The sequence below is a fragment of the Pedococcus cremeus genome, from assembly GCF_900111375.1.
Classification (GTDB): domain Bacteria; phylum Actinomycetota; class Actinomycetes; order Actinomycetales; family Dermatophilaceae; genus Pedococcus_A; species Pedococcus_A cremeus.
Genome location: NZ_FOHB01000005.1, coordinates 265,595 through 290,276 on the forward strand (window position 1 = coordinate 265,595; position 24,682 = coordinate 290,276).

Sequence of the window (24,682 nt, forward strand, 5' to 3'; positions counted from 1 at the left end):
CACCTCAGCCACGTCACAGGAGGCGCACAGTGGTGGCCCCGAGCGTGGAGGCATGGACACGACGACAGCCCTCCCACGCAGCGCTCCCCCAGCGCCCAGCCCCCGGTCCGCCCGCCTCGAGCAGGCGCCCGCGACGGCCACCGCCCCTGACGACAGCCGCGTGCGCCGCTTCTGGCGCGGCCCGGCTGAGGACCCGTCGTGGGCCCGCCCCGCCCTGTTGGGGCTGCTGCTGGCCACCACGCTGCTGTACGTCTGGAACCTCACGTCGAGCGGCTGGGCCAACGCGTTCTACTCCGCAGCCGTGCAGGCCGGAAGCCAGAGCTGGGAGGCGTTCCTGTTCGGCTCGTCGGACGCCGGCAACTCCATCACCGTCGACAAGCCGCCGGCCGCCCTGTGGGTGATGGCCCTGTCAGTGCGGGCCTTCGGCCTCAGCTCCTTCTCCATCCTGCTGCCCGAGGTCGTCATGGGGGTCGCGACGGTCGGCGTCGTCCACGCCACGGTGAAGCGACACTTCGGTGCGGCCGCCGGCCTGCTGAGCGGTGCGGTGCTGGCCCTCACACCAGTTGCCGTGCTGATGTTCCGCTTCAACAACCCCGACGCGCTGCTCGTGCTGCTCATGGCGCTCGGCGCCTGGGCGACGCTGCGCTCCATCGAGCAGGGCTCGCCGAAGTGGTTCGCCATCGTGGGCGTCCTCATCGGCCTCGGCTTCCTCACCAAGGCGCTGCAGGTGCTGCTCGTCGTGCCGGCGTTCGGGCTGGCCTACCTCCTCTTCGCCGACACGACCCTGCGCCGGCGTGTCACCGGGGCCCTTCTCGGCAGTGCAGCCATGGTGCTCAGCGCCGGCTGGTGGGTCGCGCTCGTGGAGCTGGTCCCGGCGAGCATGCGCCCCTACATCGGTGGCAGCCAGGACAACTCGTTCCTGTCGGTGACCTTCGGCTACAACGGCCTCGGCCGCCTGAGCGGTGACGAGACCGGCTCCGTCGGCGGCGGCAACGGGTGGGGCCAGCCGGGGCTGACCCGCATGTTCAGCAGTGCCATCGGCGGGCAGATCTCATGGCTGATCCCCTCTGCCCTGATCCTGCTCGCTGTCGGGCTCTACCTGCGCGGCCGGGCCCCGCGCACGGACCCCCGCCGCGCGGCATACGTGGTCTGGGGCGGTTGGCTGCTCGTCACCGGCCTGACCTTCTCGCTCATGGCCGGCATCTTCCACGAGTACTACACGGTGGCGCTGGCGCCGGCCGTGGCCGCGCTGGTGGGCATGGGCGCGACGGAGGCGTGGGAGCACCGGCGCCACCCGGTGGGCTCGATCGCGCTGGCGGCGGCCACCGCCGCGGCGGCGACGTGGGGGTTCATCCTGCTCTCGCGCGTCGACTGGGTGCCGTGGCTGCGGGTCGCGGTGCTGGCTCTCGGCATGGCCTCGGCGCTCCTGCTCCTCGCCATCACGCAGCTGCACCGCCGGTGGGTGCCGGCGGTGGTCGCCACCGCGCTCGTCGCGGCGCTGGCCGGTCCCGCGGCCTACAGCCTCTCGACCGTTGCGAGCCCGCACACCGGTTCCATCGTGACCGCCGGCCCGGCCAGCGCCGGTGGCCGGGGTCCGGGAGGTATGCCGGGCGTGCAGGCCGGTGGTGCGCCCGCCGGCGGCGCCCCGACCGGTCGCGGTGGCGGCCCGGGCGGGCTGCTCGACACCTCGACGCCCGACACCGCGGTGGTCTCGGCCCTCAGCGCGAACGCCTCCCGCTACACCTGGGTGGCGGCGGCCATCGGGTCGCAGAACGCCGCAGGCCTGCAGCTCGCCACCAACTTCCCCGTCATGGCCATCGGCGGGTTCAACGGCAGCGACCCGTCGCCGACCCTCGCGCAGTTCCAGGCCTGGGTGCAGCAGGGGAAGATCCACTACTTCGCCGCGAGCAGCGGTGGCCGGGGTGTCGGCTTTGGTGGGCCCGGCGGCGGCGGCCCCGGCGGCCTCGGGGGGTTGGGCACCGGCAGCCAGATCAGCACCTGGGTGCAGGAGAGCTTCACCGCGGTGACGATCGGCGGGTCCACCTTCTACGACCTCACCCAGCCGGCCGGTGCGGCGACCTCGTCGACGACCTCCTCGACGGCGGCGACGTCATGACCGCGCCGGTGCTGGACGTGGTGGTGCCCGTCCACAACGAGCAGCACACCCTGCGGGCCTGTGTCACGCGGCTGCACGACCACCTCGTGCAGACCTTCCCCTACCCCTTCCGCATCACCGTGGCCGACAACGCCAGCACCGACGACACCTGGCAGGTGGCCTGCGCGCTGGCAGCTGAGTACGCCGCGGTCGCGCCGGTGAGGCTCGAGCAGAAGGGGCGGGGGCGGGCGCTCAAGGCGGTGTGGCTGGCGTCCGACGCGCCGATCCTGGCCTACATGGACGTCGACCTCTCCACCGACCTCGATGCCCTGTGGCCGCTGGTCGCGCCGCTCATGTCCGGCCACTCCGACCTCGCCATCGGCACGCGGCTGCACCGCAGCTCCCGCGTGGTGCGCGGGCCGAAGCGTGAGCTCATCTCCCGCTGCTACAACCTGGTGCTGCGGGCATCGCTCGGCGCCCGGTTCAGCGACGCCCAGTGCGGGTTCAAGGCCATCCGCGCCGACGTCGCCGCCGAGCTGCTGCCGCTGGTCGAGGACACGTCGTGGTTCTTCGACACCGAGCTTCTCGTGCTCGCCGAGCGCAGCCGGCTGCGCATCCACGAGGTGCCCGTCGACTGGTACGACGACCCCGACTCGCGGGTCGACATCGTCAGCACCGCCCTCGACGACCTGCGGGGCGTGGCCCGAGTGCGCCGAGCGCTCTCGAGCGGTTCGCTGCCGGTCGACGACCTCGCCGCCCGCATCGGCCGCGGAGACAACGGCGCCCGGCTCGGCGACCAGCTCGTGCGGTTCGCCGGGGTCGGCGTCGTCAGCACCGTGCTCCACCTCGGCCTCTTCGCGCTGCTCCGGCTCGGCGTCGAGTCCGCGCAGGTCGCCAACCTCGCGGCCCTCGCCGTCGCCACCATGGCCAACACGGCGATGAACCGGCGTTGGACGTTCGGGATGCGCGGGCGCGAGCGGGCGGCCCGCCAGCAGGCCCAAGGGCTGGCGGTGTTCGCGCTCACCCTGCTGATGACCTCCGGCGCACTCGGCCTGCTCGGGCTGTGGGCGCCGGGTGCACCGACCTGGCTCGAGACGGGCGTGCTGGCCGGGGCGACGGCGGTGTCGACGGTGGTGCGGTTCGTCGCCATGCGTCGCTGGATCTTCCGGCCGGCTGGTTCGACCGTCCGGTCTCGGGACCCCGAGTCCGTCGAGCCCGACGAGGCTCGGGTCGTCGAGGCCAACGAGGCACAGGTCGTCGAGGCCGCCCGCTGAGGCGCCTCGCCGAGGGAGGCGGAGGGAACCGTCGCTCGCTCGTTCCTCGCTCGCTCCTCCCAAATCCCACGGGGTCGCCGAAGCCAACATGACAGCAGCCCCTGGCGCCGAAGGCGGCACCAGGGGCTGCTGTCATGTTGGCGGAGGCGGAGGGATTTGAACCCTCGATGGGCGGTTAGCCCAAACCGCATTAGCAGTGCGGCGCCATAGACCGGACTAGGCGACGCCTCCACGCCCGGACATCGTCGCACGCGCGAGTCGACCGGGCCCGCACAGGGTATCCGCACCCTGCGCGCCGGAGCAAAACACCCCCGACACCCGGTGGCCACCGACCGTCACCCACCCGCGGCGAGACGACCGCGCAGCCGTGACACAGCATACCGGCTCTCCGCCGTGGCGGCTGACGGGACGTTCTGCACGCCCACGGTGGGCGTCAGCTGCAGATGTCCTGGTTGGCCGTGCGCGCCTTGATCGTGACGGTCGAGGTGGGCACCGGCGGGGCCGTCACCGTCGGCGAGGGGATGGGCTTGTTGCCGATGCGGTTGGGCACCTCGACGACGTCCTTCGACCCCTGGCCGACGCTGACCTCGATCGTCGAGCCGAGCTGGTCGTCCTGGCGGATCTTCGCGCCCGGGAAGGCGGCGGCCACCGTGCGGGCGGCCTCCTTCATGCCCTTCCCGTAACGGACCACCGTGCCCTTTCCGGGCACGCCGGTGCCGTTGACGTAGCCCTGGATCCGGAAGCCCTGCACCTCGAGGGCGCCAGCGGCCTGACGGGCCAGACCCGCGGCACCCGAGTCGTTGGTCACCCGGACGCGGATGAGGTTGGGCGCCACGGTCAGCGGCTCGGAGGTCGTCGGCGTGGGGGTCGGGGTCTTGGTGCCGGGCGGCGGCTTCTGGCCGGGAAGCGGCTTGTCCTCGCGGATCGCCTCCCACAGCGCGTCGGCGGCGGGCGCCCACTGGACCCGGTTCTTGTCGGCCGGGTAGGCCTCGATCGGCACGGTGACGAACCGGATCTGGTCCATGCCGATGCGCGCCACGCTCTGTGCGACGTCGCGCATGTTGCCGATGCCGAAGTCGCTGTCGGTCGTCATCGAGTGGGTGGCCGCGTCGAGGAAGCGGAACAGCTTGTCGGGGCGCAGCAGGAGCGAGGAGCTCGTGGCCTCCTGCACGACCGAGGAGAGGAACGCCTGCTGCCGGTTGATGCGGCTGATGTCCGAGCCGTCGCCGACGGTCTTGCGAACCCGGACGTAGCCGAGGGCCTGCTTGCCGTTGACCTTCGTCTTCCCGGCCGGCAGGACCAGCTTGGCCTCCTTGTCGTCGATCGGCACCGGCGTGCACACCGTGACGCCACCGAGGGCGTCGACCATGCTCTGGAACCCGCGGAAGTCGATCACGACGAAGTGGTCGATGTAGATCCCGGTCAGGCCCTCGAACGTCTTGATGACGCACGCCTCCTGCCCCAGGGTGAAGTTGGCGTTCCACTGCCGGACCACGCCGGTGTCGGGCGACCACTCCTTGTCGGAGCAGCTGCGCGGCGCCTTGGTCATCGAGTCGCGCGGGATGGACACCACAACGGCCGACTTCCGGTCGGCGGAGAGGTGCACGACCAGGTTCGTGTCGGAGCGCGCCCCGGAGATGGAGCCGCTGGAGCCGTACTTGTCGTTGCCCGACCCGGCGCGGGTGTCCGAGCCCATCACCATGATGTTCATCGGGCCCAGCTTGGTGTTGACGTCGGTGGTGGCCTGCTTCTGCGGCCGCTTGCCGAGGGCTTCGGTGATGTCGATGCGGTTGATGTTCCCGGTGAGCTTCACGTAGGCGACGACGCTCAGCACGAGGATGACGGCCAGGGCTGCCGCGACCGCGATGCCGCCGCGGCGCAGCCACGGGTGCTTGTGGTCCTTGTGGCGGTCGGAGCGACGCCGGAGGGGCGGCTCCCCCGTCCCCGCCTCGGGGCCCGTGTGCGACTCCGTGGGGTGGGTCTCGCTGGGGCCCACCTGCGGGCTCGACGCCGAGCTGTCCCCGGGCTCGCTCGGGCCAGAGCCGGGCGTGGGCTCGCTCACAGGGGGACCTCTCTCGTCGAACAACATGCTTGTCCCGAAGGACGCGCGCGGGCACACCGCGCCTCGGGGAGTGTAGACGGCCAACCTAGAGATGACGGACGTCACATGGTCCCACGACCACAGACGCGCAGGCCTGCTCGAAGGTTGCGCCCGTCGTGGGACGTCTCCGCACCGGACTCCCCCGCCGGACTCCCCGCCGGACTCCCGGATTCCTCACCGCAGGGACCTCCCCCAACCCCCGGGCCCCGGGCCCCGGACGCCCCGTACCGGGTGGCGGGTCGCGATGCGGTTGTATGTATCCATGGGGAAACGAACGGTCATCGCAACCCTGGTGGGGGTCTTCGTCGTCGCGGCGGCAGCCGGCGGGCTCTGGTGGCGGCACACGTCGCAGGAGCAGCAACGCGACGAGCAGGCCCGCGCGGCAGTGCAGTCCTTCGCCGCTGCCTGGCAGAAGCGGTCCTTCGACACCGCGTCGCTGCGCTTCGCCGGCACCACCCCGGCCGACGTCAAGAAGGACTTCACGACGGCGACGTCGGGGCTGGGGTCCGGCCCCGTGAAAGTCTCCGTGGCGAGCCTCGACCGCAACGGCAAGACCGCCGACGCCGTGCTCGACGTGACGTGGACCCTGCCCGGCTCCGTGCCCTGGAGCTACCGCGCGCCGGTCAGCGTCGGTGAGACGGCAGACGGCTGGGCGGTGCAGCCGGCCGCCTCCGGCAGCTGGTGGCACCCCCAGCTGAAGGCCGGCGAGAAGCTCACCGCGACCCGCACCCAGGGCAAGCGGGGCGACCTGCTCGACGCCAAGGGCGACCCGCTGATGCCGCTCGGCAAGGTCTACCCCGTGCAGCTCGACCCGTCCCGCGCGACCACCGAGACGGCCACGGCCCTCGAGACGATCGTCGACGAGCCGAAGGGGTCGCTGGTGAAGAAGCTCGAGGCGGCCAAGAAGTCGGGCAGCCAGTCCCCCATCGCGGTGATCACCTACCGGCAGTCGGACTTCGACGCCAGGCGCAAGGAGCTCGACGCCCTCAAGGGTGTCATCTACCCGGCGCGCCAGCAGCCGCTCGGGCGCACCCGCACCTTCGGCCAGCCGCTGCTGGGTTCCTACGGACCGGTCAGTGGCGAGGTCGTGGCCAAGAGCCAGGGCCGGTATGCCGCGGGCGACTACGCCGGGCTCAGCGGCCTCCAGGGGCAGTACGACTCGGTGCTCGCCGGCACACCCGGTGTCACCGTCACCTCGAGCGGCAGCCCGGACCGCCCCCTCTTCGAGAAGCCCACGACGGACGGCAAGGACGTGCAGCTCACCCTGGACCCGCGCGTGCAGACGGCGGCCGAGGCCGCCCTCGCCCGCACCGGTGACGTGCCGTCTGCCCTGGTGGCCGTCGACGTGAAGACCGGCGACGTTCTCGCGTCGGCCAACTCGCCCGAGCTCGGGATCGACCGCGCCATCACCGGCCACTACCCGCCCGGGTCGTCCTTCAAGGTCGCCACGACCCTGAGCCTGCTCAGCCAGGGCAAGGTCGCGCCGACCACCCCGGTCGCCTGCCCCAAGACCACCGTCGTCGACGGCCGCACCTACAAGAACTACGAGGGCGAGACGCTGGGTTCCCCCGACTTCGCCGAGGACTTCGCGCACTCGTGCAACACGGCGTTCATCGACCTCGCGGCCAAGCTCGGGGACGGTGACCTCGCCGCGGCGGCCAAGAAGCTGGGCATCGGTGCGGGCTGGGCGAAGTCGCTCGGCGTCGCCAACGCCTTCGACGGCAGCATCCCGGTCAACAACGGCAAGACCGACAAGGCGTCGGCCGCCATCGGCCAGGGTCGCAACGAGGTCTCGCCGCTGGCCCTCGCCGTCATGGCCTCGAGTGTCGCGCGCGGCTCCTCCATCCCGCCGGCGCTCGTCACCGACCCGAAGCAGCCGGGAAGCCGCGCCCCCCAGCCGCTCGACGGCGCCGTCGTCGCCCAGCTGCGCACCCTGATGCGTCAGGTCGTGACCGGCGGCACCGGCACGGTCATGAAGGACACCCCGGGCGGCCCGGTGCACGGCAAGACCGGCACGGCGGAGTTCGGCAGCCAGAACCCGCCCGAGACGCACGCGTGGTTCGTGGGCTACCAGGGTGACGTGGCGTTCGCGGTGCTCGTCGAGAAGGGCAAGAGCGGTGGCACCGTGGCCGCCCCGGTGGCCAAGGACTTCCTCACGCGCCTGGCCAAGGGCTGACGCGAGAGGCTGGGGGCGCGACCGCGGCGCGACCGGGGCGGGCCACCGCGGCGCCCACGTCGGCGCGCCCCTGACGGCGCGCCGACGACGAGAGCGGACGCACGGCATACACGACGAGGCCCCCACCGGAAGGGAATCCGGTGGGGGCCTCGCTCAAAGACTGTTGGTCGAGCAGTCCTCGATCAGATCGGGCGAACGGCGTCAGCCTGCGGGCCCTTCGGGCCCTGGGTGACCTCGAACTCCACGCGCTGAGCCTCGTCCAGCGAGCGGTAGCCCGAGGAGTCGATGGCCGAGTAGTGGACGAACACGTCCGGGCCGCCACCGTCCTGAGCGATGAAGCCGAAGCCCTTCTCAGCGTTGAACCACTTAACGGTTCCCTGTGCCATGGGGTAACTCTTTCCTTGATAGCCAACGGAATCCCACACCTCGTGAGATCCCCGGCTGCCGCACTCACCCCCACGACGGGACATGCCCGCCTCAGATGAAAACAGCCCGCTCCGGTGGTGCTGGGGCGGGCACTTCTTCGTCCTGCGAGGAACTGCAACTGCAACCGCGACAGACGCTAGCACGCATGATCCCCCGATCGTGGGCTGAGTTGCGGCGAAGAGGGTAAAGGACTGTTCAGGTCAATCACCGCACATGGTGCACAGCGGCTGGACCGAACGGGTGATTTTCTCTCCGTCCTTCATCCAGAACCCTGGTCCGACGATCGCCGCAGGTCAGACACCGTGACACGGTGTGCCACGAACCACCGCCGGCCGGCGGGGCCGGCGAGGTGAAGCTCTGCGCCTCGGGGGAAGCGCAGACGAGCGGGGGCTGGGGCCCAGGAGGCCCCGGCCTCCGTGCGCGAGTCGTCAGGTGCCGCGCACGGCCAGCCGGGGCGGCCGGTCGCCGCGGATCACAGCCACCATGTCGACCACCCGACGCGTCGCCTGCACGTCGTGGGCCCGGAAGACGGTCGCCCCGAGCCACGCCGCCACGGCCGTCGCCGCGAGCGTCCCCTCGAGCCGCTCGTCGGGTGGCAGGTCGAGCGACTCGCCCACGAAGTCCTTGCGGGACAGCGCCTGCAGGATCGGGTACCCGAGTGCCGTGAGGTCGGCCGTGTGCCGCAGGAGCTGCAGGGAGTGCGCCGTGGTCTTGCCGAAGTCCAGGGTCGGGTCGACCAGGACCCGCTCCGCCGGTATGCCGGCCTGCTCGGCCCGGTGCGCGCCTTCGGCGAGGGTGCGCAGCACGTCGACGACCACGCCGGTGGGCTCGGGCGGGTACGTCACTGCGTGCGGGTCGGTCCGCGGCGGAAGGCCGCCCGTGTGGGAGCACACGACCCCGGCCCCGACCTGCGCGGCGACCGACACCAGCTCGGGGTCGTGCCCGGCCCAGGTGTCGTTGACCAGGTCGAGGCCGAACCGGCCGGCCTCGCGGGCGACCTCGGAGCGCCACGTGTCGAGGCTGAGCACCAGGTCGGGGTACTGCTCCCGGGCGTGCGCGAGGAAGGGCAGCACGCGGTCCATCTCCTGCTGGGTGTCGACCTGCTCACCCTCCTGACCGGCCCGCACGCCACCGACGTCGACGATGTCGGCACCCGCCTCGACCGCCCGGTCGAGGGCGGCCTTGGCCGAGTCGAGGTCGGCGTGCCGGTTGTTCGCGAAGAAGGAGTCGCTCGTGCGGTTGACTATGGCCATGACCGCGGGCCGGGAGGCGTCGAACACCTGGCCCCTCAGCACCAGGGGCGGCGTGCGAGGGAGGTCGAGGTCACGCGGCTCGGGCAGCTCCACGGCGCCATCCTCGCACCGGGCCGCCGCCCGGGCGCGGGAGGGCGGGCCACACCCGGCCGCTCTGGCTAGGCTCGGTGAATGGCCTTCGACTTCACCATCTCCCCGCACGTCGAGGAGCAGCGCCGACGCATCGCCGACTTCGTGGCGAACGAGGTGGTCCCCGTCGAGCAGCAGGTGTTCCGAGAGGGGTTCACCGACGAGCTCCGGCTCGAGCTGCAGAGCCGGGCGAAGGCGGCCGGCGTGTTCGCGCCGCAGGCCCCGGCGTCGCTCGGCGGCGGCGGCTTCCGGTTCGACGAGGCGGCGGTGCTGCTGGAGGAGGCGGGCTACAGCCTGCTCGGCCCGGTGGCCCTCAACTGCGCCGCTCCCGACGAGGGCAACATCCACCTGCTCCACATGACCGGCACCCCCGAACAGCAGGCGAGGTACCTCGAGCCGCTGGTCTCAGGAGAGGTGCGTTCCTGCTTCGCCATGACCGAGCCCCCGCCGGGTGCCGGCTCCGACCCGTCCGCGCTGCGCACCACCGCCCATCGGGTCGACGGGGGCTGGGTGCTGAACGGCGAGAAGTGGCTCATCACGGGCGCCCAGGGTGCGGCCTTCTCGATCGTCATGGCGCGCAACGAGGGCGACGACGTGCCCGAGGGCGCCACGATGTTCCTGACGCCGACCGACAACCCGGGCTTCGTGCTCGGCGAGCACCTCAACACGATCGACGGCACCTTCCTCGGCGGGCACCTCCGGATCTCCCTGCGCGACTGCTTCGTGCCCGACGCGGACGTGCTCGGTGAGCCCGGCAGCGGCTTCGCAGCCGCCCAGGTGCGCCTCGCCCCGGCACGTCTCACGCACTGCATGCGGTGGCTCGGTGCGGCCCGCCGGGCGCACGACATCGCGGTCGAGCGGTCCGTGGAGCGCGAGCTCTTCGGCTCGCGGCTGAGCGACCTCGGCATGGCGCAGTCGCTCATCGCCGAGAACGAGATCGACCTCGCCGCCGCCCGGGCGATCCTGTGGCAGACCTCGTGGGTGCTGGCCGAGGGCAGCCGGACGAGCGAGGAGTCCTCGCGCGCCAAGGTGTTCGTCTCCGAGGCGGCCTGCCGGGTCGTCGACCGGGCGGTGCAGCTCGCCGGTGGGATGGGTACGTCCGAGGAGCTCGTCCTCGGCCGGATCTACCGCGACATCAGGTCGTTCCGCATCTACGACGGCGCCACCGAGGTGCACAAGATGTCGATTGCCAAGCGGGCCGCCCGGCGAGCCGCCGCCCGCATCGCCGCGAGGGAGAAGCGGGCGTGAGCGGTGCCGAGGGGAAGCCACTCGAGGAGACCCCCGGGCTGCCCAGCGAGGAGACGCCCGGGCTGCCCCGCGAGACCTTCACGCGCTGGGCCTCGGGGAGGCTGCCCCAGCTCGGGGACGACTGGCGCGCCCAGGTCATCTCGGGCGGCCTGTCCAACCTCACCTACCGAGTGCGGGGCGAGCAGGCCACGGTGATCGTGCGCCGGCCGCCGCTCGGGAAGCTGCTGCCGAGCGCGCACGACATGGCGCGCGAGCACCGCGTGCTCTCGGCCCTGCAGGACACCGACGTACCGGTGCCCCAGGTCCTCGCCCTGTGTGACGACCCCGAGGTCGCGGGCGCTCCCTTCTACGTCATGGCCGAGGTCGACGGTGAGGTCTTTCGCGACCCGGGGCAGACCGCGCGCCTGACGGCAGAGCAGCGACGGGCCCTCGCCGACGACCTCGTCGAGGTGCTCGCCCGCATCCACGCGGTCGACCTCGAGGCCACCGGGCTGGCCGACTTCGGACGCCACGGCGGCTACGTCGAGCGCCAGCTGCGCCGCTGGACCGCGCAGTGGGAGGCCAGCCGCACCCGGGAGGTCGCCGGCATGCCAGAGCTCCTCACCGCGCTCGCCCGGCAGCAGCCGCACCAGGCCGAGACCACCCTCGTGCACGGCGACTACCGCCTCGACAACACCATCATCAGCACCGACGAGACCCCGCGCGTGGCCGCGGTCGTCGACTGGGAGCTCTCGACCCTCGGCGACCCCCTCGCCGACCTGGCCACCTGGCTCACCTACTGGAGCGGGCCGGGCGAGGACGGCAGCGCCGTCCCGGTGGCCCAGGGGCTCACCGACCTGGAGGGCTTCCCCACCGGCGACGAGATCGCCGATCGGTATGCCGCGCGCACCGGGCGCGACCTGTCGCACCTCGCGTTCTACCGGGCCTTCACCGACTGGCGGCTCGCGGTCATCCTCGAGGGCGTGCATGCCCGGTACCTCGCCGGGAAGTCGCTGGGCGAGGGCTACGACCGCGTCGGCCCCGCCGTCCCGCTGCTGGTGGAGCGCGCGCTGGCCCACCTGGCCTGACCCGACTTCTGGCCACTCACTCGCCGTCGACCCCCCGCTGAGCCGGTCGGATGCCGAGGCGGTGGCCAGAAGTCGGGAGGTGGGTCAGCTGTCGAAGCCGAGGCCGAGGCGGTCGAGGGTGCGCAGCCAGGCGTTGCGCCGGCCGGCCTTCGCATCGGCCCGGGCCAGCGACCACCGGGTCAGCTGGATCCCCGCCCAGGCGAAGGGCTCCGGCGGGAACGGCAGCGGGCGTCGGCGCACCATCTCGAGCTCGGTCACCTCGGACCGCCGGCCGTCGAGCAGGTCGAGCATGACCCGGGCACCGAACCGGGTCGCGCCGACACCCAGGCCGGTGTAGCCCAGGGCGTAGGAGACGCGCCCTCCCATCGCCGTGCCGAAGAAGGCGCTGAACCGGGTGCAGGTGTCGATCGCCCCGCCCCAGCGGTGGGTGAACCGCAGCCCCTCGAGCTGGGGGAACGTCTCGAAGAAGTGCTCCGCGAGCTTGCGGTGCGTCTCCGGCCGCTGGTCGCGACGCGGGTCCACGCGGCGGCCGTAGTGGTAGACCGCGTCGTAGCCGCCCCACAGGATCCGGTTGTCACGGGTCAGCCGGTAGTAGTGGAACTGGTTCGCCGAGTCACCCACTCCTGCCCGTGACTGCCAGCCGATCGAGGCGAGCTGCTCGTCGGTGAGCGGCTCGGTCATCAGGACGTAGTCGTAGACGGGCACGGTGTGCAGGCTGACCCGGCGCAGCAGCGAGGGGAACGCGTTCGTCCCCAGAGCCACGTGCCTGGCGGTGACGACGGCGCCGGTGTGCGTCTCGAGCCGTACGCCGGCGCCGTGCCGGGTCAGGCCGGCGACGCGGGTGCCCTCGGCGATCCGCACCCCGAGCGACTCGGCGGCCCGGGCGAGACCCCAGGCCAGCCGGGCGGGGTCGACCAGCGCCGTGCCGTCCGGGTCCCGCAGTCCCGCGAGGTAGGTCGGGGAGTCGAGCTCGGCGCGCACGGCGGCCCGGTCGAGGAGCTCACCGCTGCCCTCGGCTGCCGCCTCCTCCAGCCACGCGACCTCGTGCGGCGCCGTGGCCACGGTCAGCTCACCGGTGCGCTCGAAGTCGCAGTCGATGCCGTAGCGGTCGATGGTGTCCTCGATCGCGTCAAGGTTCTCGCGGCCCAGCCGGTCGAGGGTGGCGTACTCCTCAGGCCACCGGGCGCGCCCGTTGGCCTCGCCGTGGGTCAGGCTCGCGGAGCAGAAGCCGCCGTTGCGCCCGGAGGCCGCCCAACCGATGCGGCCGGCCTCGAGCAGCAGCACGTCGCGGCCGGGGTGTCGCTCCTTGGCGAGCAGCGCGGTCCACAGGCCGGTGTAGCCACCGCCCACCACGACCAGGTCGGCGTCGGTCGAGGCCTCCAGCGGCGGACGCGGGGCAGGGCGTCCCGGCTGCTCGAGCCAGAAGACGCCGGGCTCGGCGTCGACGAGCGACGGGTGCCCGAGGTGGCCGAACTGCCCACGGGGGCTGGGCCGCCCGGGCAGCCCGGTGCCCCCGGGCTGCGCGGCAACCACGTCAGCCCGCGGTGGTGTGGCGGTCGGCGACCGCGAGCGCCTCGTCGAGGATGGCGATCCCCTCACGCACCTCGTCGGCCGTCGTGGTGCACGGGGGCACGACATGGGTGCGGTTGAAGTGGGTGAACGGCCACAGCCCGCGCTGCTTGCACGCGGCCGCGAACTCGTTCATCGGCGCGGCATCCGCCCCGGCCGCGTTGAACGGCACCAGCGGCTCGCGGGTGTCCCTGTCACGCACCAGCTCCAGGGCCCAGAAGACCCCGAGGCCGCGCACGTCGCCGACCGAGGGGTGCCGCTCGGCGAGCGCCCGCAGCTCGGGGCCGATGACCTCCTCGCCGAGAGCGCGGGCGTGCTCGACGATGCCCTCCTCGCGGAAGATCTCGATCGACGCCACGGCCGATGCACACGCCAGCGGGTGTCCGGAGTAGGTCAGCCCGCCCGGGTAGGGCCGCTCCGAGAACGTGGCCGCGATGCGGTCGGAGATGACCACGCCGCCGAGCGGCACGTAGCCGGAGTTGACGCCCTTGGCGAAGGTGATGAGGTCGGGCGTGACGCCCCAGTGGTCGACGGCGAACCACTCACCGCAACGGCCGAAGCCGGCCATGACCTCGTCGGCGATCATGACGATCCCGAACTCGTCGCAGATCTCGCGGACGCCCTGGAGGTAGCCCGGCGGGGGCACCAGGATGCCGTTGGTGCCGACGACGGTCTCGAGGATGACCGCCGCGACGGTCTGCGGGCCCTCGACCATGATGACGTCGCGCAGGTGCTGCAGCGCGCGCTCGGACTCCTCCGCCTCGGAGGTCGCGTGGAAGGCCGAGCGGTAGGGGTACGGGCCCCAGTACCGCACCACACCCGGCATACCCGGCTCTGACGGCCACCGGCGCGGGTCGCCGGTGAGGGCGATCGCGCCAGCGGTGGCACCGTGGTAGCTGCGGTAGGCGGCGAGCACCTTGTGCCGGCCGGTGTGCAGGCGGGCCATGCGCAGGGCGTTCTCGTTGGCCTCGGCGCCGCCGTTGGTGAAGAACACCATGTTCAGGTCACCGGGCGCGATCTCGGCGATGAGCCGGGCGGCCTCGGAGCGGGCGTCGTTGGCGAACGCCGGACTGACCGTGGTGAGCCGCGCCGCCTGCTCCTGGATCGCCGCCACCAGCTTGGGGTGCTGGTAGCCGATGTTGACGTTGACCAGCTGGCTCGAGAAGTCGAGGTAGCGGTTGCCGTTGTAGTCGGTGAAGTACGACCCCTCCGCCGAGGCGATCGGCAGCGGGTCGATCAGGCCCTGCGCCGACCATGAGTGGAAGACGTGGGCGCGGTCGTCGCGGCGCACCTGCTCCTCGGAGGCGCCGGCCAGTCCGGTGAGGGTGTCGGTCATGCTCGTCCTTCTCGTGCTTCTCGTAAGCTCAACAGGTCAGCGGGTGCGCGGGAAGCCGAGGTCGACCGACGACGTGGCCGGGTCGGGCCAGCGCGAGGTGACGACCTTGCCGCGGGTGTAGAAGTTCACGCCCTCCGGGCCGTACATGTGGGTGTCACCGAAGAGCGAGTCCTTCCAGCCGCCGAAGGAGTAGTAGGCGACCGGCACGGGGATCGGCACGTTGATGCCGACCATGCCGACCTCGACGTCGAACTGGAACTGCCGGGCGGCGCCGCCGTCACGGGTGAAGATGGCGGTGCCGTTGGCGTAGCGGTTGGCGTTGATGAGGGCGACCCCCTCCTCGTAGGTCGCGACGCGCACGACGCCGAGCACCGGGCCGAAGATCTCGTCGGTGTAGACCGTCATCTCGGGAGTCACGTTGTCCAGCAGCGTGGTGCCGAGGAAAAAGCCGTCCTTGGGCACGTCGGCCTCGCGGCCGTCGACGACCACCGTGGCGCCGGCCCGCTCGCCGGCGTCGATGTAGCCGGCCACCTTGTCGCGGTGCTCGCGGGTGATGAGCGGTCCCATGTCGGTGCCGGCCGCGGCGCCGTCGCCGACGGTCAGCTTGGGCAGCCGCACCGAGATCGCGTCGACCAGCGGGTCGGCGACCTCGCCGACGGCGACGGCCACCGAGAGCGCCATGCAGCGCTCACCGGCGGCACCGTATGCCGCGCCGACCACCGCGTCGGCGGCCATCTCGACGTCGGCGTCGGGCAGCACGAGGGCGTGGTTCTTGGCGCCGCCGAGGGCCTGCACCCGCTTGCCGTGGGCGGTGCCCGTCTCGTAGATGTACTTCGCGATCGGGGTCGAGCCGACGAAGCTCACCGCTGCGATGCCGGGGTGCGTCAGGATCGCGTCGACGGCCTCCTTGTCGCCGTGCAGCACGGTGAAGACGCCGTCGGGCAGACCGGCCTCCTTCCACAGCTGGGCGAGGAACAGCGACGCCGAGGGGTCCTTCTCGCTGGGCTTGAGGATGAAGGCGTTGCCGCACGCGATGGCGTTGGCGCACATCCACAGCGGCACCATGGCCGGGAAGTTGAACGGGGTGATGCCGGCGACGACGCCCAGCGGCTGGCGGATGTTGTAGACGTCCACGCCGGTCGCGGCCTGCTCCGAGAAGCCACCCTTGAGCAGCTGCGGGATGCCGGTGGCGAACTCGACGTTCTCCAGGCCCCGGGCGATCTCGCCGGCCGCGTCGGAGAGCACCTTGCCGTGCTCGGCGGTGATGATCGCCGCCAGCTCGTCGGTGCGCGCGTGCAGCAGCTCGCGGAACGCGAACAGCACGGCCGAGCGCTTCGACAGCGAGGAGCTGCGCCACGCGCGCGCGGCCGCGGTGGCCCTCGCGACGACGGCGTCGACCTCGGCGGCGCTCGCGAGGTCGACCTCGGCGGTCTGCTGCCCGGTCGCGGGGTTGAAGACGGGGGCGGTGCGGCCGGAGGTGCCGGCGCTCTCGCGTCCGTCGATCCAGTGGGAGATGCGCGTGGTCGTGCCAGTCATGCTGCGACCGTACGTCCCAGACATCTGGTGGCACAATAGTTCGGTTGCTATGTTACAAAGCGTGAAGGCCGTCCTCTCCGCCATCGAGCAGCACCTCGACGAGCCCAGCGCCCGCGGACTCGCCCAGGCTGTGGCCGCGGTCATCCGCGAGGGAGGCCTCCAGGCGGGTGACCGGCTCCCGCCGATCCGCACCGTGGCCTCCGAGCTCGCCCTCTCCCCCACCACCGTCAGCGCCGCCTGGGGCCGACTGGGACGTGCCGGTGCGGTGCGCACCGACGGCCGCCGCGGCACGACCGTCACCGACCAGTCGCGGCCCACCGCCAGCCGCTACCAGCAGGCCTTCGAGCGCCCCGCCGCCCTCGCCCTCGACCTGTCCACCGGGGTCCCCGACGCCGAGCTGCTGCCCGGCCTCGGCCGCGCGCTCGCCTCGCTCACCACCGCCGGCACGCCGGGGAGCTACCTCGACGAGCCGGTGCTGCCCGAGCTCGCCGAGGTGCTCCTGGCCCAGTGGCCGTATGCCGTGCCGCGCCTCGCCGTCGTCGACGGCGCCATGGACGGCATGGAGCTGGTGGCACGCACCGCGCTGCGCTTCGGCGACCGGGTCGTCGTCGAGCACCCCTGCTTCCCGCCCATGGTCGACCTGCTCGAGTCGGTGGGCGTGCAGGTCGTGCCCGTGCGGGTCGACGAGGAGGGCCTGGAGCCCGACGGCCTGCGCGATGCCCTCAGAGCGCCGGTGGCAGCAGTGTTCCTCCAGCCGCGCGCGCAGAACCCGACCGGGGTGAGCCTGACCGAGCGTCGGGCCCACGCCCTCGCCGACCTGCTCGAGGGCACGACGACCCTGGTGGTCGAGGACGACTCGGCCGGCGCCGCTCTCGGCGGCGAGACGGTGAGCCTGGGCCGCTGGCGGCCGGAGCACACGGCATACATCAGGTCGTTCTCCAAGTCGCACGGACCGGACCTGCGGCTCGCCGCCCTGAGCGCCCCGGCCGACCTGCTGCGCGCCCTGGAGGCGCGGCGGCAGGTGGGGCAGGGGTGGAGCAGCCGGCTGCTGCAACGCATCCTGCTGAGCCTGCTCACCGACCCGGTCGCGGTCGAGGAGGTCGAGCAGGCGGCACAGGAGTACGCCCACCGCCGGGCCGTGGTCGTCGACGCGCTGGCGGGGCACGGGGTGGAGGTCGACGGCACTGAGGGCATCAACATCTGGGTGCCGGTGCAGGACGAGACCGCGGCGGTGGTCCGGCTGGCGAGCGCCGGCATCGGGGTGACGCCGGGGTCGCCGTTCACCCTGCTGCCCGGGGAAGGTGACCACGTCCGCGTCACGGTCGGGCTCGCCCGCGACGGGCACGCGGAGCTGGCCGCCGAGATCGCCGCCGCCGCCCGGACGCCGGGGTGGCGGCCGGGCGTCCGGTAGACCTCGGACCCGGCGAAGGCCGGACAGCACGAAGGCCGGAGAGCAGGGGGTGCCCCGGCCTTCGCACCGCCGCCGTGAGGCGGACGTCTGGGTGTCGCCCACGACGCTACGCGGTCGCCTCTGGGGCGGGGATCCGGCAAAGCGCGTACCAGGCCGACCCCCGCTGTGCCACGCTGGTCGGGAGCCGGTTGGACGACCTCGGTCCAGCCGCGCCCGGCCGGCGCTGGTGCCGGGAGGGGGCCTGTCCTAGGACCTCTGGCCCTCCCTCGTTGCGGCGCCTTGTTCTTCACTGAAGAGTCCACGCAGGTGGCCTTGACGGAGGTGTTGACCATGAAGGCGCAGAAGGGCGATCGCATCGTTCTGGCCGGCGAGCAGGTGGATCGGCCGACCCGGGACGGCGAGATCCTCGAGGTACGCGGAAAGGACGGTGCGCCCCCCTACCTGGTGCGGTGGAGCGACGGGCACACCGGCCTGCTCTACCCGGGCCCTGGTTCCGTGCTGCGGATCGGTTCGAGCCACGGCGAGGGCGCCACGGCACCCGCCGCCGAGGCGCCACCGAAGCCGGTGAAGGAGTGGCAGGTCCGGGTGTCGATCTTCGAGTCGGCCGACGACACGACGGCCAAGGTCGTCCTGCTCGCCGACGCCCCGGAGGCCCTCATGGCGAGTGGTGAGAGCCACCGCAGCGAGGAGGACCGGCCGGCGAACCGGATCGGTGACGAGGTGGCGGTCGCCCGGGCCCTGCGGCACCTCGCCGACGAGCTCCTCGACACGGCGACCCACGACATCGAGTCCGCCACCGGGGAGTCGGACGTGTTCGTGCGACCGCGGTAGGGCGACACCGCCCCCACCGCGGGGGCGGACGTGGTGCGCGGCGGACGCGGGTGCTGGGGACGTCGCAGCCGGTCGGTGAGCCGTCGCCCACCAGGGGGTCGACGGGCGACGGACAGGGGGATGTCATGACAACACTGCAGGCGCCGGAGCAGCCCCGCACGCCCCAGCAGGTGCGGCACCCACCGCACCGTCACCACCACGTGCCGGTGCGGTGGTTCTTCTGGCTGGTCGCCCTGTCGGTCGTGCTCGTCGCCGGGGTCCACCTCGCCGGCGGCTGGTACGTCGCGGGCCGCATCGGCTCGGGCGCCCTCGCCTCGACGCCGGCCCAGCCGATGCCGGCGTTCGACGACGTGCGAATCGTCAAGGTCACCCGCACGTCGGTGCAGCTGCGCCGCGGCCCCGACGCCGGCGACAGCTTCACGGGGGCCGCGACCTACGGCCTGGCCTGGGAGGGCGGCACCGGCCTGGTCGGGCCAGCCAAGGTCAACAAGGACGGCACGGTCACGCGTTCGTTCAGGGTGCTCCAGGGCACCGCGCCCTTCGCGCGGCAGCCCGCGGCGCTCGACCGCAACGTGTGGATGGGCGACCCGCCGCAGGCCTTCCCGCTGGCCAAGATGGACGTCACGGTGGGCCGGCTCCCCGCGTGGTACTTCCCGGCGGGCCCCGGGGCAGTCGGAACCGTCGCGATCTACGTGCACGGCCAGAACGGCAGCCGCAACAACGCCCTCCGCTTCGTCAACGCCGCCGTCCCCGCCGGCACACCCGTCCTGGCCATCACCTACCGGGGCGACGTCGGCGCACCGAACGAGCCGTCCGGCCGGCTGCAGTACGGCCAGACCGAGTGGAAGGACCTCGAGGCCGCCGTCGACTGGGCGCAGCAGCAGGGGGCCCGCAACGTCGTGCTGGTCGGGGAGTCGATGGGTGGGGCGATCGTCGCGTCGTTCCTCGAGAAGTCGACCCGGCGCACCATGGTCTCAGGCATCATCCTCGACTCGCCGATGCTGTCGCTGTCCGCGGCCGTCGAGAACGGGGCCCGTCATGGGCTGCCCGGCGGACGTGCCGTGCCGGCCTCGGTGCTGTGGGCCGCCGAGAAGATGGCTGCGCATCGCTACGACCTCGACTGGAAGGCCGTCGACTACCTCGACGACACGAGCTGGCTGCGCATCCGGGCCCTGGTCGTCCACGGGTCCGACGACACGGTCGTGCCCCTGTCGGTGTCTCAGCGGCTGAAGCGGGCCCATCCGGAGCTGGTGCGGCTCGAGGTGTTCCCCGGCGCCCAGCACACCGAGGCCTGGAACACCGACGCCAAGCGCTACACCACGGACGTGCGGCAGTACCTGCGGTTGGCCACCCCCAAGCCCGGGAGCTGACGGCGCGCGGGGCGGTCCTTCGGCGGTGAGGTCCTACGGCGGTGAGGTCCTCAGGCGAGCTGGGTGGCGCGACCGGCCTCGCGCAGACGCGGCAGCGGGATGAGCACGTAGACCAGGGCCGCTACCGCGCCCACACCCATCACCGTGCCGACGGCGAGCGCCACGAGCCAGAGCGCCTGCTGCTGCCCGGCGACCGCCCACTGCTGGCGCGGCCGGCGAAGCACGTCGACGAAGGCCCAGACGACGAACGCCATGAGGGCCAACGCCACGATGAACCCACCCAGGATCAACAGGCCGCCGAGTGCGGCGATGCCACTGCTGTCCACGTCTCCCCCTCGTCACGACCGTGGACCAAGGCTATCGGTCAGCCGCCGGCGTCGAGCCGGCGGCCCGCGCAGTGCGTGCACCGCGACGGCCCACCGACAACGGGTGCCCGCGTGCCAACCGTTGCACCGCCCGAGGCCGGTATGCCGCAACCGTTGCCCCGCTGCCAACCGTTGCGGCGTGCGCGTGGCGAGCGGAGGGCGTGGGAACCGTTGCGGGGCCGCTGCGCGGCGAGCGGAGGGCGTGGGACTCCGTCAGGCGCTCGTCCCTCACGCCCTCCTCCCCGAATGCGGGAGCCCTCGAGGGGCCGCTGCGCGGCGAGCGGAGGGCGTGGGATTCGAACCCACGATGACGTTGCCGCCATAGCGGTTTTCAAGACCGCCGCACTAGGCCACTATGCGAGCCCTCCCGAAGCGACCCGTGAGCCGCCGGGGACAGGGTACCCACCCGCTACGGGGTCGGCGCAGCCTCACCGTTGCGGATCGTGAACCAGACGTCCTTGCCCTCGCCCAAGCGCGGCTCGACCCCCCACTCGTCACTGATGAAGTCGACGAGCCGGATGCCGCGGCCCGACTCGTCCTCGGGACCGGCATCTCGCACGTACGCCGGGTCGGAGTTGCGGTCGGTGACCGACACGCGCAGGCGGGTGCCGTCACACTCGACCCGCAGGGTGATCGGCGGCGCACCGTGCAGGACGGCGTTGGTCACCAGCTCGCTGACCAGCAGCTCGGCCTCGCCCAGCACCTCGGCATGGTGGACCTCGCAGGCAGCCTCGCGAAGGAAGGCCCTCGCGCTCCCGGGCGCCGTCTTGTCATTCGGCAACCGCGTCTCAGCGGGGTCCGAAACCTCACACATGTCACTCCTCAGCCAAGGGATGTCGGCACGCGACGAGCTGCTCGCACGGCGCACCCCGCGACTCCCGTCCCGCCACCGGTGTCAGCAACCGGAGTGAGAGCCCCCCGGCCGCAGCCCACTCGGCGCTCAAACGGTACCGCCGTTCCGCTCACTCGACGCGGTGGCGACGAGGTGGCGACGAGGTGGCGACGTCGGCGGGCAGTTCGGCCCTTCCCCGCTCCCGCCGGTGGGCGCGTCATGGCGGTGTGGGCGAAACACCTCCGCGCCGGCCGCGCAGACCCTACGCTCGCGACACCGACCCACCGGGGCGGCACAGCAGGGGGATGCAGGTGCCACGTCGCAGGACGATCCTGGCCGTCGCCGCGGCGGCCGTACTCACCACCGCGGGCGCCCTCGGCACGCCCGCTCCAACGCATGCCGCGTGGCAGGAGAACGTCCGCACGGTGTCAGCAGACCGCACCTGGCAGGTCGCCCGTGGGCACGGGGTGTGGATGTACGGCGACTCCATCACCGCCGCCGACGCCCCGCAGCTCGCGGGGTCACTGCACTCGCGCGGGCTCACGCTCGCCTGGGACGCGACTCCCGGCATTCCCACGGAACCGGCCGTCGACCGGCTCCTCGAACGCCTGCACGACTCCCGGCCCCCGGCGCGACTGGTGATGGCGCTGGGCACCAACGACGGTGACGCCCGGCTGGTCGCCGCCCAGGTCGAGCGGGTCATGCACGCCGTGCCGCCCACCACCCGGGTGTGGTGGGTGAACACCTGGAAGCAGCGCTGGCTGGTGACCGGCGGTGACAGCGACCGCCGGGCGGCCGACCTGGTGAACGCCGCGCTGGCACAGGCGGACCGGCGCCACGGCAACCTCGCGGTCGTCGACTGGTCGGTCGTGGTGGCGGCCGAGCCGAGGCGGTACCTGCGCGACGGCGTGCACACCCTCCCCGCCGGACGGGAGGCCCGCAACGGCCTGATCCTGCGAGCCGTGACCGGCTAGATCGAAGGCTCGAGGCCCACCACTCGACGCCGCATCGTGGCGGCGGTTGAATGCAGCACCGGCTGGAGATGGAACGGGCAGCGAGGCACGAGGAGGACGGTGGACCACTACACCCGCGACGAGACCGAGGCGCAGAAGCTCGACCGGAACTGGAGCGAGCTCCTGCAGGAGCTGCGTGTCTCCCAGACCGGCGTACAGGTCCTCACCGGCTTCCTGCTGACGCTGCCGCTGCAGCCGGAGTTCCACGGGATCACCACCCTCGAACGCAACTTCTACGTCGCCGCGATCAGCTTCAGCATCCTCGCCACGGTCCTGTTGGTCGCGCCGGTCAGCATGCACCGGGTGCTCTTCCGCAAGCGCCGCAAGGAGTCGCTGGTCGAGGTGGGCGCCTGGGTGGCCAAGGCCGGACTGGTGGCCCTGGCCCTGGCGAGCGCCACGGTCGCGGCCTTCGTGTTCAGCCTCGTCTTCACCGACACGGTCGGCGTGTGGGTGGGTGCTGCCACGCTCATCGTCTTCGCCCTGGCGTGGCTCGTGCTCCCGCTGGTCATGCGCGCACCCGAAAGCGACTGACCCCGTCCGCCGCTGGACGCGCGGTCACGCCCTCGTTCTGTTCTGATGGAAGGAACACGGATCACCACTGACCAGGAGGTTGAATTCACCATGATGGGCAAGGTGTCATTCGTTCTCGGCGCGGCCGCAGGCTACGTCCTCGGCACGAAGGCCGGACAGAAGCGCTACGAGCAGATCAAGGGCAGGGCCACCCAGCTGTGGTCCAGCGAACCCGTTCAGAGCAAGGTCGAGACCGCTCGGCAGACCGTGATGGACCAGGCGCCGGTGGTGGCCGCGAAGCTCGGTGACGCAGCCAAGTCCGCGACCTCGACAGTCAAGGACAGGGTCGGCGGGGAGCACCTGCCGCCCTCGCTCCACCGCGGCACCGACGGCCACCTGCACGCCGACACCACCGGATTCGGCCCCGGTCCGGACAAGCTCCCCTGACGGGCGGCCCCCATGGTCACCTGACCAGACGGTCCTCTGACCAGACGGTCACCTGACCACACGCGGCGAGGCACGGCATACATGCGGTATGCCGTGCCTCGCCTCGTGTGCGCCCCTCCAGCTGGGCCCCGAAGGGGCGGACCTGCTCAGATCCAGATGGCCGGGTCCTTGAACATCGCCTCGTAGGGGTCCTCGTTGCCCTTCGGGAACCGGATGGTCGCCGGCACCCCGGTGGCGATGGCACCGGCGGGGATGTCCTTGACCACCACGGAGTTCGCGCCGATCTGCACGTCGTCGCCGATGTAGACGGGTCCGAGGATGCGGGCGCCGGCCCCGATGGTCACCCGGCTGCCCACGGTGGGGTGACGCTTCTCCCGCCTCAGTGACCGGCCGCCGAGCGTGACGCCGTGGTAGATCATCACGTCGTCGCCGACCTCGGCGGTCTCGCCGATCACGACGCCCATGCCGTGGTCGATGAAGAACCGACGGCCGATCACCGCACCGGGGTGGATCTCCACCCCGGTCAGCGACCGCGACAGCTGCGAGAGCAGCCGGGCGACCAGCTTGGTGCCGGGCTGCTGCCAGAGCCGGTGGGCCACGCGGTGGGTCCAGATGGCGTGCAGGCCCGGGGAGGCCAGCGCCATCTCCAGCCGCGAGCTCGTCGCCGGGTCGCGCGCGATCGCGGCGTCGAGGTCCTCGCGCAGGACGGCGAGGGCGGAGCGAAGGGTCACGAGGAGTCCGATCAGTCGAGCAGGTCGGAGAAGAGGATGGTCGACAGGTAGCGCTCGCCGAAGCTCGGGATGATCACGACGATCGTCTTGCCGGCGTTCTCCGGACGGGTGGCGACCTGGTTGGCGGCGGCGAGCGCGGCACCCGAGGAGATGCCCACGAGCAGGCCCTCCTCCTTGGCCGCGCGGCGAGCCCACTCGACCGCCGTGTCGGCGTTGATGTCGATGACCTCGTCGTAGATGTCGCGGTCGAGGATCTCGGGGATGAAGTTGGCGCCGAGGCCCTGGATCTTGTGCGGGCCGGGTTGGCCGCCGGTGAGGATGGCCGACTCCTCCGGCTCGACGGCGATCATCTGCACCCCGGGCTTGCGCTCCTTGAGCACCTGGCCCACGCCGGTGATGGTGCCGCCGGTGCCGATTCCCGCAACGACGATGTCGACCTGGCCGTCGGTGTCCTTCCAGATCTCCTCGGCCGTGGTGGCGCGGTGGATGGCCGGGTTCGCCTCGTTGGCGAACTGGCGGGCCAGCACGCCGCCGCGCTCCTCGGCGATCTGGTTGGCGCGCTCGACGGCGCCCTTCATGCCCTCGGAGCCGGGGGTCAGCACCAGCTCGGCGCCGTAGGCGCGCAGCAGGGCGCGGCGCTCCTTCGACATGGTCTCGGGCATGGTCAGCACGACGTTGTAGCCGCGGGCCGCGCCCACCATGGCCAGCGCGATGCCGGTGTTGCCGGAGGTGGCCTCCACGATGGTGCCGCCGGGCTTGAGGTCGCCGGACTTCTCGGCGGCGTCGACGATCGAGACGCCGATGCGGTCCTTGACCGAGGACGCGGGGTTGTAGAACTCGAGCTTCGCGGCGACCGTGGCGTCGCTGTGGATCAGGCGGTTGATCCTCACCAGCGGGGTGTTGCCGATGAGCTTGGTGACGTCGTCGTAGATGGGCACTGCGGATCCGCCTTCACTGGTCTC

At 72.2% G+C, this 24,682-nt stretch carries 21 protein-coding genes and 2 tRNA genes; 11 read left to right on the forward strand and 12 right to left on the reverse strand.

Translation table 11 applies throughout. The features are described from left to right. Window positions 1-52 precede the first annotated feature (52 nt). A complete protein-coding gene (locus BMW78_RS12050) occupies window positions 53-2,116 on the forward strand; it encodes a glycosyltransferase family 39 protein (protein WP_091759821.1) in 2,064 nt (687 codons plus the stop codon). Further along, window positions 2,113-3,369 carry a bifunctional glycosyltransferase family 2/GtrA family protein gene (locus tag BMW78_RS12055; protein ID WP_091759824.1) on the forward strand — a complete coding sequence of 419 codons (1,257 nt, stop codon included), beginning with the start codon at window positions 2,113-2,115 and terminating at the stop codon, window positions 3,367-3,369. The genes BMW78_RS12050 and BMW78_RS12055 overlap by 4 nt, the downstream gene beginning before the upstream one ends. Window positions 3,370-3,507: 138 nt before the next feature. On the opposite strand, the gene BMW78_RS12060 is transcribed toward BMW78_RS12055, so the two are convergent. Further along, window positions 3,508-3,600: transfer RNA gene (locus BMW78_RS12060), tRNA-Ser, on the reverse strand. A 202-nt stretch (window positions 3,601-3,802) separates the two neighbouring features. After that, on the reverse strand, window positions 3,803-5,431 hold the full coding sequence (locus tag BMW78_RS12065) for an LCP family protein (protein WP_245735811.1): 1,629 nt from the start codon (window positions 5,429-5,431) through the stop codon (window positions 3,803-3,805). 301 nt (window positions 5,432-5,732) lie between these two features. On the opposite strand from BMW78_RS12065, the gene BMW78_RS12070 reads away from it, so the two are divergent. Then, window positions 5,733-7,646, forward strand: coding sequence for a penicillin-binding transpeptidase domain-containing protein (locus tag BMW78_RS12070; protein ID WP_177180368.1), 1,914 nt, complete (start codon window positions 5,733-5,735; stop codon window positions 7,644-7,646). Window positions 7,647-7,828: 182 nt separating this feature from the next. Here the strand turns inward: BMW78_RS12070 and BMW78_RS12075 are convergent, their stop codons facing one another. Both BMW78_RS12075 and folP read right to left on the reverse strand, forming a co-directional pair. Beyond that, complete coding sequence (locus BMW78_RS12075) at window positions 7,829-8,032, reverse strand: cold-shock protein (protein WP_056915917.1); 204 nt, start codon at window positions 8,030-8,032, stop codon at window positions 7,829-7,831. A gap of 468 nt (window positions 8,033-8,500) precedes the next feature. Then, window positions 8,501-9,418: a dihydropteroate synthase gene (gene folP / locus BMW78_RS12080; protein WP_425439055.1), complete on the reverse strand. Its 918-nt coding sequence runs from the start codon at window positions 9,416-9,418 to the stop codon at window positions 8,501-8,503. 78 nt (window positions 9,419-9,496) lie between these two features. On the opposite strand from folP, the gene BMW78_RS12085 reads away from it, so the two are divergent. Continuing rightward, window positions 9,497-10,702, forward strand: coding sequence for an acyl-CoA dehydrogenase family protein (locus BMW78_RS12085; RefSeq protein WP_091759831.1), 1,206 nt, complete (start codon window positions 9,497-9,499; stop codon window positions 10,700-10,702). After that, window positions 10,699-11,769 (forward strand): phosphotransferase family protein, encoded by a 1,071-nt coding sequence (locus BMW78_RS12090; RefSeq protein ID WP_218144331.1) that lies wholly within the window; start codon window positions 10,699-10,701, stop codon window positions 11,767-11,769. Before BMW78_RS12085 ends, BMW78_RS12090 begins: the two co-directional genes overlap by 4 nt. 84 nt (window positions 11,770-11,853) lie before the next feature. On the opposite strand, the gene BMW78_RS12095 is transcribed toward BMW78_RS12090, so the two are convergent. The 3 genes from BMW78_RS12095 to BMW78_RS12105 are packed head-to-tail and all read right to left on the reverse strand — an operon-like array spanning window position 11,854 to window position 16,210. Then, window positions 11,854-13,272: an NAD(P)/FAD-dependent oxidoreductase gene (locus BMW78_RS12095; RefSeq protein WP_425439056.1), complete on the reverse strand. Its 1,419-nt coding sequence runs from the start codon at window positions 13,270-13,272 to the stop codon at window positions 11,854-11,856. A 31-nt stretch (window positions 13,273-13,303) separates the two neighbouring features. Beyond that, entirely contained in the window at window positions 13,304-14,674 is a 1,371-nt protein-coding gene (locus tag BMW78_RS12100) for an aspartate aminotransferase family protein (RefSeq protein WP_091759838.1), read from the reverse strand. Between the two features lie 36 nt (window positions 14,675-14,710). Beyond that, window positions 14,711-16,210 (reverse strand): CoA-acylating methylmalonate-semialdehyde dehydrogenase, encoded by a 1,500-nt coding sequence (locus BMW78_RS12105; protein WP_091759841.1) that lies wholly within the window; start codon window positions 16,208-16,210, stop codon window positions 14,711-14,713. Window positions 16,211-16,271: 61 nt separating this feature from the next. On the opposite strand from BMW78_RS12105, the gene BMW78_RS12110 reads away from it, so the two are divergent. The 3 genes from BMW78_RS12110 to BMW78_RS12120 all read left to right on the forward strand — a co-directional run bounded on the left by BMW78_RS12110 (window position 16,272) and on the right by BMW78_RS12120 (window position 19,822). Further along, on the forward strand, window positions 16,272-17,621 hold the full coding sequence (locus tag BMW78_RS12110) for an aminotransferase class I/II-fold pyridoxal phosphate-dependent enzyme (RefSeq protein WP_218144332.1): 1,350 nt from the start codon (window positions 16,272-16,274) through the stop codon (window positions 17,619-17,621). Window positions 17,622-17,951: 330 nt separating this feature from the next. Then, complete coding sequence (locus BMW78_RS21360; protein ID WP_177180369.1) at window positions 17,952-18,452, forward strand: DUF1918 domain-containing protein; 501 nt, start codon at window positions 17,952-17,954, stop codon at window positions 18,450-18,452. A 125-nt stretch (window positions 18,453-18,577) separates the two neighbouring features. Next, window positions 18,578-19,822 (forward strand): alpha/beta hydrolase, encoded by a 1,245-nt coding sequence (locus BMW78_RS12120; protein ID WP_091759847.1) that lies wholly within the window; start codon window positions 18,578-18,580, stop codon window positions 19,820-19,822. Window positions 19,823-19,872: 50 nt separating this feature from the next. Here the strand turns inward: BMW78_RS12120 and BMW78_RS12125 are convergent, their stop codons facing one another. The 3 genes from BMW78_RS12125 to BMW78_RS12135 form a co-directional block, all read right to left on the reverse strand. Next, window positions 19,873-20,148 (reverse strand): hypothetical protein, encoded by a 276-nt coding sequence (locus BMW78_RS12125; protein ID WP_091759851.1) that lies wholly within the window; start codon window positions 20,146-20,148, stop codon window positions 19,873-19,875. A 320-nt stretch (window positions 20,149-20,468) separates the two neighbouring features. Beyond that, window positions 20,469-20,555: transfer RNA gene (locus tag BMW78_RS12130), tRNA-Ser, on the reverse strand. 41 nt (window positions 20,556-20,596) lie between these two features. After that, window positions 20,597-21,001, reverse strand: a complete 405-nt coding sequence (locus tag BMW78_RS12135) for an ATP-binding protein (protein ID WP_091759854.1) — start codon at window positions 20,999-21,001, stop codon at window positions 20,597-20,599. A gap of 329 nt (window positions 21,002-21,330) precedes the next feature. Between BMW78_RS12135 and BMW78_RS12140 the strand changes: the two genes are divergently transcribed. The 3 genes from BMW78_RS12140 to BMW78_RS12150 all read left to right on the forward strand — a co-directional run bounded on the left by BMW78_RS12140 (window position 21,331) and on the right by BMW78_RS12150 (window position 22,989). Continuing rightward, window positions 21,331-21,993: an SGNH/GDSL hydrolase family protein gene (locus BMW78_RS12140; protein WP_143056238.1), complete on the forward strand. Its 663-nt coding sequence runs from the start codon at window positions 21,331-21,333 to the stop codon at window positions 21,991-21,993. Between the two features lie 99 nt (window positions 21,994-22,092). Then, window positions 22,093-22,563, forward strand: coding sequence for a DUF6328 family protein (locus BMW78_RS12145; RefSeq protein ID WP_091759860.1), 471 nt, complete (start codon window positions 22,093-22,095; stop codon window positions 22,561-22,563). A 102-nt stretch (window positions 22,564-22,665) separates the two neighbouring features. Continuing rightward, window positions 22,666-22,989 carry a YtxH domain-containing protein gene (locus tag BMW78_RS12150; RefSeq protein ID WP_141775252.1) on the forward strand — a complete coding sequence of 108 codons (324 nt, stop codon included), beginning with the start codon at window positions 22,666-22,668 and terminating at the stop codon, window positions 22,987-22,989. Window positions 22,990-23,135: 146 nt separating this feature from the next. Here BMW78_RS12150 and cysE read toward each other — a convergent pair whose 3' ends face one another. Both cysE and cysK read right to left on the reverse strand, forming a co-directional pair. Next, complete coding sequence (cysE, locus tag BMW78_RS12155) at window positions 23,136-23,720, reverse strand: serine O-acetyltransferase (protein ID WP_245735814.1); 585 nt, start codon at window positions 23,718-23,720, stop codon at window positions 23,136-23,138. Between the two features lie 11 nt (window positions 23,721-23,731). Then, window positions 23,732-24,658, reverse strand: a complete 927-nt coding sequence (cysK, locus tag BMW78_RS12160; RefSeq protein WP_091759866.1) for a cysteine synthase A — start codon at window positions 24,656-24,658, stop codon at window positions 23,732-23,734. Window positions 24,659-24,682 lie beyond the last annotated feature (24 nt).